This is a genomic window from Paenibacillus silvae (assembly GCF_014639235.1).
Taxonomy (GTDB): Bacteria; Bacillota; Bacilli; order Paenibacillales; family Paenibacillaceae; genus Paenibacillus; species Paenibacillus silvae.
This window is the reverse complement of sequence record NZ_BMFU01000002.1, coordinates 906705-918753: the sequence shown is the minus strand read 5'-3', so window position 1 is coordinate 918753 and position 12049 is coordinate 906705. Positions and strand designations below refer to the sequence as shown.

The 12049-nt window shown below is 46.1% G+C and carries 8 protein-coding genes; 6 read left to right on the top strand and 2 right to left on the bottom strand.

Annotation, left to right across the window (positions count from 1 at the left end; genetic code table 11):
• Positions 1-141 precede the first annotated feature (141 nt).
• From IEW26_RS09975 to IEW26_RS09965, 3 genes are all read left to right on the top strand, one after another.
• Positions 142-1380, top strand: a complete 1239-nt coding sequence (locus tag IEW26_RS09975) for an MDR family MFS transporter (RefSeq protein ID WP_188592259.1) — start codon at positions 142-144, stop codon at positions 1378-1380.
• 579 nt (positions 1381-1959) lie between these two features.
• Positions 1960-3705: an ABC transporter ATP-binding protein gene (locus tag IEW26_RS09970; protein WP_188592258.1), complete on the top strand. Its 1746-nt coding sequence runs from the start codon at positions 1960-1962 to the stop codon at positions 3703-3705.
• Positions 3702-5471: an ABC transporter ATP-binding protein gene (locus tag IEW26_RS09965; RefSeq protein WP_188592257.1), complete on the top strand. Its 1770-nt coding sequence runs from the start codon at positions 3702-3704 to the stop codon at positions 5469-5471. The genes IEW26_RS09970 and IEW26_RS09965 overlap by 4 nt, the downstream gene beginning before the upstream one ends.
• A 91-nt stretch (positions 5472-5562) precedes the next feature.
• Here IEW26_RS09965 and cyoE read toward each other — a convergent pair whose 3' ends face one another.
• On the bottom strand, positions 5563-6492 hold the full coding sequence (gene cyoE, locus IEW26_RS09960; RefSeq protein ID WP_229729765.1) for a heme o synthase: 930 nt from the start codon (positions 6490-6492) through the stop codon (positions 5563-5565).
• 446 nt (positions 6493-6938) lie between these two features.
• On the opposite strand from cyoE, the gene IEW26_RS09955 reads away from it, so the two are divergent.
• Positions 6939-7874, top strand: a complete 936-nt coding sequence (locus IEW26_RS09955; protein WP_188592427.1) for an NAD(P)/FAD-dependent oxidoreductase — start codon at positions 6939-6941, stop codon at positions 7872-7874.
• 149 nt (positions 7875-8023) lie between these two features.
• Here IEW26_RS09955 and IEW26_RS09950 read toward each other — a convergent pair whose 3' ends face one another.
• A complete protein-coding gene (locus IEW26_RS09950) occupies positions 8024-9646 on the bottom strand; it encodes a collagen-like triple helix repeat-containing protein (protein WP_188592256.1) in 1623 nt (540 codons plus the stop codon).
• Between the two features lie 257 nt (positions 9647-9903).
• Between IEW26_RS09950 and IEW26_RS09945 the strand changes: the two genes are divergently transcribed.
• Positions 9904-10491 carry a TetR/AcrR family transcriptional regulator gene (locus IEW26_RS09945; protein ID WP_188592255.1) on the top strand — a complete coding sequence of 196 codons (588 nt, stop codon included), beginning with the start codon at positions 9904-9906 and terminating at the stop codon, positions 10489-10491.
• 70 nt (positions 10492-10561) lie between these two features.
• Complete coding sequence (locus tag IEW26_RS09940; RefSeq protein ID WP_188592426.1) at positions 10562-12043, top strand: DHA2 family efflux MFS transporter permease subunit; 1482 nt, start codon at positions 10562-10564, stop codon at positions 12041-12043.
• The last annotated feature ends 6 nt before the right edge of the window (positions 12044-12049 follow it).

Genomic DNA, 12049 nt, shown 5'->3' with positions numbered 1-12049 from the left:
TGAAAAGTGACAACAAATGTTTACACTTTTACTTCCCCCTTTTATTCATACAATTATACCTATGAAGAGGAGAGAATACATCCCTTTTTAACGTCGTTAGATAAAGAGATAGAGAAAAGCAGCATGATAGGAGAGATGTAGATGCAGTCATATTTAAAGCAAATTCACCCTCTGGCCTGGACGATTATTATTGGAACGATGTTTGGACGACTGGTCACGTCGATGAGTATTCCGTTTCTGTCCATCTATTTAACCCGTGTGCTTGAAGCAACCCCGACTCAAACGGGTGTCACTGTGGCCGTAAGCTCGCTTGCCGGAGTTCTGGTCAGCTTCTATGGGGGATATATATCTGACCGGATCGGCCGTAAAATCGTGATGCTGGTATCGGTATTCAGTTGGGCCGCTGTATTTTTTATATTCTCGGCAGCAGAACATCTGTGGGTATTTTTTGTTGCCAATACGTTAAACGGACTGTGCCGAGCTGTGTTTGAACCAACGTCCAGAGCACTTTTATCTGATATTACATCACCGCAGAACAAGCTGCTGGTGTTTAATCTGAGATATGCTGCCATTAATCTGGGGGTAGTGTTCGGACCGCTCATCGGATTTCAGCTCGGTTCATCGGAATCAACGTTTCCCTTTGTGATCTCGGGTCTGGTGTATATCATGTACGGTGTAGTCCTGTTTCTGCAGTTCAGGCTGCATCATGCCAATTTCCCTGTACATCAGGAGGTTGCTGCACCACGTCTGCGCGAAGCGCTCATGACAACGGGGCGGGATCGGGTATTTCTGCCCGTATTGATCGGTACTACCTTTTGCGTGCTGGGGTACGGTCATTTTAGCTCCACGCTTGCGCAGTATTTGGCGAGAAGCCCCATTTTTGAAAATGGAAGCCTGATGTTTTCGTATATGCTTTCGCTCAATGCCGTTACCGTGCTTGTCGTTCAGTATCCGCTCGTGCGCACATTCCGCAACGCACCGCCGCTGGTGCCGCTGATTCTGGGTAATCTGCTTGTCTCTGCGAGCCTTCTGCTCTTTGGTATGGCCCAAGGGATCATACTGATGATGGTGAGTGTTATTCTGTTTACTGTTGGTGAAGTGCTGCTGTTTACGATGATGGATATGCTGATTGACCGGATAGCGAAGCCTGAATTCAAAGGCACTTATTTTGGAACTATCGGATTCAACAACTTCGGGAATGTAGCCGCTCCGGTCATTGGTGGGTTGCTGCTAAGCCAGTTCGGTGCGGCGAATGGACTATCGGTATTTATCCCGATTGCGCTGAGTACGGCATTGGGCATTCCTTTTTTACTTATAGCGCACAAACGCCTTGTCATGAGAGAAAAACAGCAGACCGAGACTGTCCAAATCGGGGCATAAGGATGAAGTAAATAACAATTCAGTTAATAATTATGTTGACGTATAAAGAATGAGCGAATACAATAAACAACAAATATGTGAAACGGGTGGGATATCGAATGATTGGTCAGCCACGACAGGTACGCATCGCGATAACTGAATATGCAGAAGCATCGTGACATGATTCAGGTAGCGTGTTGACCACGTTTGGACAGTCCAGCTTTTTGCAATCCTGTCTGGACGCTCATTCATATTGAGATGCAGAGAAGAAGTCGGAATATGCCTGTTCTGACTGGCTTTTCATTCATATCAAGCTGTAGATGAACTTCATTCATCTATGGCTTTTTTTCATTCCGTCAAACCCTTCACATGGAAAGGAGCAGGAATAAAGAAGCTTTAATATGCGAATACGGTTGTTAAATGACTTGATTTTATGAAAAGAAAGGGAGAGGGTACGATGGTCACTCAGAGTAAACTATTTGTAAGCGTAGAAGGCATGATGGATTATAGCAAACTGCTGCATGATTCATCATAGCAAACGTAGGGAAAGCACGAAAGAAAGTACAGGTTTAGAACCTAACAAATTAAGGGGTGAGGGCGATGCCCAAAACGGAGAAACGTTCTATGGCGTGGCTTCTGCAATATTTAAAGCCGGTCAAAGGAAAGCTGGCCGTGCTGCTGATTATGCTGCTTACGTCAACAGGGCTTCAACTGCTCAATCCACAGATCATACAGCGATTTATTGATACTGCGGCAGGGGGAGGCATTCTGGGTGATCTCATCAAGTTGGCTGGACTCTTTCTGTTGATTGCTGTTACAAACCAGCTCATTACCATTGCTGTAAGTTATTTGGGCAATGATGTTGCCTGGCGGGCTACAAACCGGATGCGTGGAGATTTGCTCAAGCACTGTCTAAGGCTGGATATGCGTTTTCATAATGTAAAAACACCTGGCGAGATGATCGAGCGTGTAGATGGTGACGTTACCAGCATCTCGAATTTCTTCGCGATGTTTATTGTGCAGGTTATCGGAAGCTTTGTACTGCTTGCAGGCATTCTGGGTTTTATGTTCTCCATTAATGTGCCGATAGCGATCGTTATGACGGTATTTACCCTGTTATCCATTCTGTTCATGGTTATTATCCGAAATCTAGGAGTGGAGTCTTCCAAAAATGAGCGTGCCGCCAGTGCCTCCTTGTTCAGCTTGATTGAGGAGCGCATTGCGGGGATTGAGGATGTACAGGCCAACGGACATGTGCCCTATGTGATGAATCGCTTCTACCGAACGATGCGTACGGTCTTTCTTAAAGGACGAAAAGCATGGATGCTGCGAGTAGTTCCATGGAATACAACGGTCATCATGTTTATTATATCGGTTACTGTGGTGCTGCTGCTGGGAGTGCACTATTACATACAGGGCATGATCAGCCTGGGCACCTTGTTTCTGATCTACCAATACAGTCAGATGCTGAATGAACCCATCGAGCTGCTTGGCGATCAGGTACAGGAATTTCAGAAGGCAAAGTCAGGTATGCTTCGTTCCCGAGAGCTGTTGTCGATGCGGAGCGATATTCAGGAGGGGACAGAAGAACAGCTTCCTGAAGGTCCATTGGGGCTTGAATTCAATCAAGTGCATTTCAGTTACAATGCAGAAAAACCTGTGCTTCAAAATATTACGTTTGAAGTAAAACCGGGAGAGCGTCTGGGCATCATCGGCCGTACCGGAAGTGGTAAATCAAGTCTTAGCCGCGTATTGCTGCGTCTGTACAATCTGGATCAGGGCACGATTCGCATCGGTGGAACAGACATTACCAAACTATCCATGCAGGCACTCTATCGCAGAGTTGGCATGGTAACACAGGATGTACAGCTGTTTGATGGAACGCTGCGTGACAATCTGACCTTGTTTAATTCAGATGTGTCCGATGCAATGATTCAACAAACAACAGGACGGTTGGGGCTGCATCACTGGATTGATGCACAGCCTGATGGGCTGGATACGCATCTTAACGCAGGAGGAGCTTCTTTATCCGCTGGAGAAGCGCAGCTGTTCGCTCTAACCCGTGTGTTTCTCACAGAGCCTAGTCTGGTAATTCTGGATGAGCCGTCCTCGCGGCTGGACGCTGCCACGGAGAGTATGCTTCAATCTGCTATTGATGAATTAATGAAGCAATCCACAGGGATTATTATTGCGCACCGGCTTGCCACACTGGAGAAGGTGGATAAGATTATGGTGCTGGGTGAGGGCAAGCTGCTGGAATTCGGAGCAAGACAGGAGCTGGCCAATGATCCGGCCTCTCATTATGCACGCCTTCTGGTGACGGGCCGAGAGGAGGAGCTGGCATGAATGTAACAGGATTTATAGGACGTTTATTTCGTTATAAGCCTTATTTATTTTTGATGAATGGTTTGCTGTGGTGTGTGTTTCATTCGCTACCGCTTGCGATGGGACTTTGCATGCAGTGGTTCTTTGACCGGACAGTGACAGGACGGGCTGACTACATGTGGCTTGCGGTACCTCTAATTGTAATCGCACTGTTTCGATTAACCCGGGTGGGAACGTTTTTTGTCGCGTTTTATGCCTGGGTAACCTATATGTATCACATTCAAGCTATTTTGCGAACCAATATGCTGGCGGGCATCATGCGCTGGCCAGGACGGAATTTACCTGCTTCGCCAGGAGAGGCGATGAGCCGTTTTCGTGATGATGTGGATGAAGTGGTCGAATATGTTGAATCCTGGGTGGATTTTTGGGGACGGCTCGTTTTTGCAGTTGTGTCCATTATCATCATGGCAAATATCAACTGGAAGATTACGCTGGTTGCCGTACTGCCGCTTATGATCGTGACGCTGCTCAATAATCTGTCAGGCAGCCGTGCAAGGAAGTATGCGCAAGTGAACCGGGAAGCTACGGGGCGTATTACCAGTTTTATTGCGGAAACATTTGGGGCTGTACAGGCACTCAAGCTTGGTCAGGCCGAAGACCATGTGGCAGAACGTTTCAATGAACTGAATGAAAAACGTCGTCAGGCAGCCTTGCGAGACAATCTGTTCAAACAGTGGATGAAATCGCTCAACCAGCATGTGTTAAGCATCTGTACCGGGCTTATTCTGCTGATGTGTGCGGCCGAGATGAAGGCAGGTCACTTCACGGTTGGTGATTTTGCATTGTTCACCAGTTATCTCGTCAACATTGGCTTTAGTATTTCACTGTTCGGGTACATGGTATTCCAGCATAAAAGGCTAAAGGTATCGTATGATCGTATGCGTACATTATTTCGGCCAGGTGAAGAGGATCAGATTATGGAGAAGAGGGAAATCTATCTGTATGAAGATCCGCCAGAGCTGCTGAGTGAACACAGAAACATGAACGAGAAGTTCCGTGAGCTTGAAGTGAGTCATCTAAGTTATCGGTATGCACAATCTGCAAACGGAATTCATGACATTCATTTCAAGCTGAAACGCGGTCAGTTCCTGGTCATCACCGGGCGGATCGGATCGGGTAAATCAACGCTTGTTCGAACCTTGCTCGGACTACTGCCCAAGCAAGACGGCGAGATCGTCTGGAATGGAGAGCAGGTAGATCCGGCAACTTTTCTAATGCCGCCAAGAGCCGCATATACACCTCAGGTTCCAAGGCTTTTCAGTGATTCATTACGGGAAAATATTGTGCAGGGCAAGCAGGGGAATACAGAGCAGGCGCTGGATAAGGCGATTCGTCTCTCGGTTCTGGATCAAGACATTCAGCAGCTGGATCAGGGATTGGAGACCCCGGTTGGACCAAGAGGTGTGATGTTATCAGGCGGGCAGATTCAGCGGTCAGCTACTGCACGAATGTTAATGACGGAGGCAGATTTGTTTATCTTCGATGATCTGTCCAGTGCACTTGATGTCGAAACGGAGCAGCAGGTGTGGGATGGATTGTTTCAGGAGAAGGACGTCACTTGTATTGCAGTATCTCATCGTAAAGCAGCGTTAAGCAAAGCGGATCATATTATCGTCATGAAGGATGGACGAATCGAAGCCGAAGGAACGCTGGATGAGCTGCTTGAGAGCAGTGAAGAGATGCAGCTGTTGTGGCAGGGAGAACAAATGCCAGTGAAGGCGGGGTAGCTATAAAACAAAACAACCGTACAGATAACGCCTGATTGCAGGCGATGCATCTGTACGGTTGTTTTATTCCTTTGAAACGTTGTACCTGTTCTTATCTCATCAATTGAGCAATCAAAGAGTAAGCAATGATCACAAGGAAGATGATGGTAATATGGTTAATGGAGAAAATAAACATACGCTGGGACCATTTCTTCGTGTCTTTCGGGTCAAAAGTAGTCACACTCAGAATCAGCCAAGTCAGAGTCACCAGAAAAGCTACAATAGCGATAAACGGACTCATTGGCCAGAACAGGAAGCTGGAAAGCAGCAGCAATACAAGATATACGTTGGATTGCACATAAGTTCGTCCAATGCCTTTCACTACAGGCAGCATAGGGACGCCGGCCGCTTTGTATTCATCAAAACGGCGAATGGCGATACCGTAGAAGTGAGGCATTTGCCATAATAACATTGTTACAACCAGTGCCCAGATTTCAAAATGGCCAAGCTCTGGAGAAATGGCTGCCCAACCGATCAGTGGTGGAACTGCACCTGACAGACTGCCAACTTCGGTATTGTAGATCGTTGTGCGCTTCGTCCACATCGTATACGGGAACACATACAGCAGCAATCCCAAAATACCAAACACAGCAGCTGATGGTGAAGCAATGTAGAGCATGACAGCCCCGATTAACGTGATGGTAATCCCCAGAATCAAGCCTGACTTGGTATCTACCCGTCCGGTTACTGTAGGTCGTTTTTTCGTACGCTCCATAATTGCATCAATGTCCCGGTCGTACAGGTTGTTGAACACCCCGGCTGCCCCGATAATGAGGGAAGACCCCAGGAAAGATAGTACAATCGGAACAATATTAGCAAGAACAGAAGCATTAAATACGTATAAAGCTAAGCTTAAACCTGCAAACATGGCAATCAAATTGGATTTGATGATTCCGATTTTGATCGTATCGAAAAATACTTTCGGAATCGAGTTGTACTCCAGGCTAATATTGGTTTGCGACTCATTATTCAATGTTTTCAAATACTCACTTCCTATATATATACTTGTTTAAACTTCATATAATATGTACCTATTATATCATTCAAATCACATTGTGCTTTGTATAACGTTTTAGTATTTAAAATAATGTCAATTGATTGTGAACAATTTAAAAACAAGATCTTTTTTAATTGTTAAAACAACAATTCTGTGCTACGAGCGTTTTTTTCATAAGATTGTCATGTATTCATTGTAGAAATAGAAGAAACATATTGCAAATATAATATTAACGTTGTATTGTAGATATAAGATATCTCTAATGGTTTTGTTTTGGAGGGTAGAACATTACTTTCCTTCAATCGAATGATCCCATGCTATTAGAAATCTCACAGACCTTCTGATGCAACATGAATATGAAGCAGAGAAGGTTATCTTTTTGATTTAATTAAGGATATTAAATATCTGGAAAGGGTGTTTTTTGGATGGATATGACTAAGAGTCAATTCGACGTGATTATTGTGGGAGGAGGACCGGCAGGGTTGAACGCCGCACTGGTGCTAGGACGAGCTAGAAAGCATGTACTTGTCTTGGATAATCAGAAACCCCGTAACTGGGTTACTCGGGAGACTCATGGATTTTTGACGAGAGACGGCGTTAGTCCTCAACAATTTCGCGCATATGCAGCAGAAGAAATCAAGTCATATCCTTCCGTGCAGTTTACATCAGATACAGTGATCGAGATCAACGGGCAGGATGGAGCATTTGTAGTTAAAACAGGGGAGGACAAGCTCTATCATGCCCGAAAAATATTGTTTGCTGTTGGTAAAAGAGACCTGCCTCTTGGCATCGACGGTTTAAAAGAGGTTTATGGTAAAAGCGCATTTGTCTGCCCGTATTGCGATGGATGGGAGCTGCGGGATCAGAAGCTTGTTATCATTGCCAGTGCGGACAAGGTGTTACATATGGCCAAATTGATCGCAGGATGGACGAAGGATTATGTGATGTGTACGAATAGTGACGGGACTTTGCCGGAGGAACAGATGCTTGAGCTTTCTCATCATGGAATTCAGGTATATGAATCACCTGTGCATTCGATCGTATCTGAAGAGGGGATGGTTCGTACAGTTAAACTAAACGATGGCACCGTAATTCCTTGTTCGGGAATTTTCTTTCAGCCCAAGCTTCAGACAGGCTCGGATGTGCCCAAGGCACTTGGATGTGAGGTGACAGATATAGGCACCATCATCGTTGATACACAAGGCAAAACGTCAGTTTCAGGTGTCTTCAGTGCTGGAGATGCTGCATCCGAAATGTATCAGGCGATCGCAGCAGCTTCGTTAGGTGCATTAACTGCAGTCAGCATAAACAATGAGTTGAATTTTGAAAGATGGGACTCCAGTGAAGATACACGGATTATAAAGTAAGGGAACAAAAACAAAGGTAACTTCACAAAAAAACAAAGGTATATCACAATAAAAGCGCAAAGGAAACCGTCAGCTGGTCATTTTGCAAGGGAATGATGCTGACGGTCTTTATCTATTTTATATTGCAATATGGCATGTTGAATGTATTGTTATCTGGAATCCTGAATGGTTGCTGTACTGTTGTTCGCGCTAAGCGCAGTAATCGGGTCAAACGGAGGACCTGTGATGGTTCCAGGCAGCAAAGCGATATCTACTGCATTCTCGGGGCTTCCCCAGGAATTGCCGGAGTACACCATAATGGCCTGATCGTTGACAAAGCCACGTGTGTTATAAACGACATTATCAACGATCTCTCCGGTTGTATTCGGGTTAAAATAAGCTGGCTGTCGCAGAGAGTAGAAAATATTGTTTCTTACGATGAGTCCAGTCATATTGCCAATCTGGGTTACCAGTCCGCGATTGACAACCCAGCCAGTAGACGGACCCGCTTGAGGAGGGCCGAATATTGTATTGTTTTTCACGGTATGATTGGTACCGCCCAGCTGAATGAACTCGACTGCATACGGGTTGTCACTTGTCATTGTGAAGCCGTCTACCGTTACTCCACTTCCGATGATTGTAAACGGGATGACAGCAGCCTGCAAAAGAATGATGGTACTAGGATAACCCTTAAGAGTTACTCCGGCCTTATTAATTGTAATGTTTGATGTAATCGGATATGTTCCACCGAGGACATGAACTGTCCCTGTTGGTGACACCGCGGCTACACCTTGCTGAATTGTTCCAAACGGACTGGCTTGTGTTCCATTTCCCCCAACGGCTCCCTGCAAGACATATACATTAAACGGATTAGGTTCAAACGTACCTGTAGCGCCTGTAATGCCGGTTGCGCCCGTTACACCCGTGGCTCCTGTTGTACCTGTAATTCCCGTTGCCCCTGTAGGCCCAGTGTCTCCAGTCGGACCGATATCTCCAGTTGCGCCAGTAGCACCTGTTACACCTGTAGCGCCCGTAGCACCTGTCGCACCCGTAGCTCCAGTATCCCCAGTTGCGCCTGTCGGGCCTTCTGGACCACCGGAAGGACCAGTGTCTCCAGTGGCTCCAGTATTTCCAGTGGCTCCGGTAATTCCCGTCAGACCAGTCGCACCAGTTACTCCAGGATCACCAGTTGGACCTGTTGTCCCTGTAAAGCCAGTCGGGCCCGTTGTACCCGTGGCTCCTGTCGGACCAGTCGCACCAGTTACTCCGGTATTTCCAGTTGTGCCCGTAACCCCTGTGACGCCAGTCACACCTGTTGCACCAGCTGTACCGGTTACACCAGTCGCACCGGTAGCACCTGTTATTCCTGCTGCACCTGTGGTTCCCGTCACACCCGTGGCACCTGTAGCCCCAGTCGCACCTGTAGTTCCGGCCGTGTTCTCGCTACCGGCCCATTCGGAGTATACAAGCCGATGGGCGGCAATCAGAGCTCCGGCACTATTTTTGCCCCAGAACGAAACAAGGACATCTTCAGGACTTGGACCTGTTATGGTAATGACATAATCAAAACTGTTCAGGTCAGCATAATAACTGCGCGTCACTACAGCATTCGGTAAAAGTGTAATCTGTTCACTCACATACAAAGTACGTACTCCGCTCAGTACATAGCCTTGTATTAGCACGGTGGCTGTAGTTACAGGATTTTCATTTTCAATCTTGATTGATACAGTCTGCGTAGGCCTGACGCCATTAACCGGATTGTTGTCAATCGGGCCTGTTAGCAATACAGCCAAGCATATCTCCTCCTTTTTATATAATTGGCAAATGCAGCATGGAAGTGTCTTATGTATATGTATTCGGTGCCACCCGAGAAGTATTCACATGTGTTTTTACATAAAGTGACACTGAGCCACCGAACCCTTTGTTGCACTTTTTGAAAAGAGGATGTTATTTTTCTGTAAAATTTGAAATAATACATTGACATGTCGCCGTTAAACGATTTTAATTATATAGACCGATTGTTATAATTTATTGAAGGAAGTGGCTTTCTTTGAGTGAAAAGTCGAATGCCAGAGATCTTATTGTTGGCACAGCAGCTAGACTGTTTTTTTCACAAGGATATCATGCGACCGGTCTGAATCAGATCATTAAGGAGAGTAACACGCCAAAAGGTTCGTTATATCACTATTTTCCACAGGGGAAGGAAGAACTGGCTCACGAATGTATTCAAGCAGCTAATGCCCATATGATGCAAAAGTTTGAAGAAACCTTTGCGGCTCATGAGACAACTGCAGAAGGTATCCAGCAATTCATATATGATACGGCGAATGAAGCTGAAGCCTCGGGATATACGGGATTTATGCCCTTCAGCTTTTGGGCTGCTGTAGAGACTTCCTGTATCAGTCAACAGCTGCGTACCGCTTCGCAGAACGTATTTGCCGAGTGGCAGGACATTATTGCTAAACATCTCATGTTGGACGGGATTGCTGAAGAGAAGGCTCGTGAGACAGCATTGCTTGTGATTTCCCTGATGGAGGGTGCATTGATTATCAGTCTGACCAATCAGGATAAACAGCCTTTACTAACGGCCGCTGATTATTTGTCAGTCGTAGCAAGGAATGCTGAACAGAAACAGTAAATTATCTCATGAGAAGAGAGAAAAGAAACCGTTGGATAAGATTGAGGAGGATGGAATCGTGGAAGCTTCCATGAAAGCAGGAACAGGAGAGAAACAACAAGAAACACAGCAGTATAAGGTGTTCCCGATTTTGTTCGCCATGCTGCTGAGCGGGTTCATAGGATTATTCGGTGAGACCGCTCTGAATGTCGCTTTGACACCACTGATGGGTCTGCTTGAAGTTGGCCCAACGACCATTCAATGGTTAACTACAGGATACCTGCTTGTGCTTGGTATTCTGGTGCCGGTTTCGGGGTTGCTGCTGCAATGGTTTACGACCAGACAGCTGTTTACAACCTCGCTTGTGTTTTCCATTGCTGGAACATTGGTTGCTGCACTTGCACCGAGTTTTGAAGTGCTGTTAATAGCCCGTGTGTTACAAGCAGTAGGAACCGCGCTATTGCTGCCACTGATGTTTAACACCATATTAGTGATTTTTCCGATTGAGAAACGTGGCGCGGCCATGGGTCTGATCGGCCTTGTCATTATGTTTGCACCAGCAAGCGGCCCGAGTATATCAGGTTTGATTCTCGCTAATCTGAGCTGGCACTGGATTTTCTGGATTTCTTTGCCGTTCTTCCTGATCTCTCTGGTGTGTGGATTGTTGTTCTTGCCGAACATTTCCACGCTCACCAAGCCCAAGATCGATGTGTTATCCATCGTTCTGTCTACCCTCGGCTTTGGTGGGATCGTCTATGGCTTCAGCAGTGCTGGAGGACATGGAGAAGCTGGCGGAGGATGGACCAGTCCTGTCGTTATTGCCACGCTGGTCATTGGTATTGTCGCATTGCTTTTGTTCAGCATCCGTCAATTGAGCATGAAAGAGCCTGTGATGGATCTGAGAGCCTTCAAATATCCGATGTTTACAATCGGGCTGCTGCTGGTGTTTATCTGTATGATGATGATTCTGTCGTCCATGCTGGTTTTGCCAATGTATTTGCAGCAGGGAATGGCGGTTACACCACTTACTGCAGGACTGGTTTTACTTCCAGGTAGCTTGTTGAATGGATTTTTGTCTCCAGTCATGGGGCGTTTGTTTGACAAGTTTGGCCCAAGATGGCTGGTTATCATCGGAATGTCTGTTGTTGCCATTGTGTTGTATCTCTATACAACCATTGAGCCTACAACTCCGCTGATCAACATTATTATGATGCATGTCTTTATGATGGTTGGTATCTCAATGGTGATGATGCCTGCACAAACAAACGGCCTGAACCAGCTGCCGCGCCAATACTACCCGCATGGTACAGCAATTATGAATACGTTACAGCAGGTTTCTGGTGCGATTGGTACAGCTGTTGCCGTAAGTATTCTGAGTGCAGGACAAGCACGTTACCTGAAGGGTGTGGATAATCCGCAGAGCCCGGAAAACATGCTGGCTGGTTTCACGTCAGGTGTCCAGAACGCATTTGTCTTTGCACTGATTCTGGCCCTGATTGGTTTACTCATTGCATTATTTGTAAAAAGAGTAAAGGTAGGCTCGGTTGAGAAACAACAAAGCTCGATGCACTAAATTGAA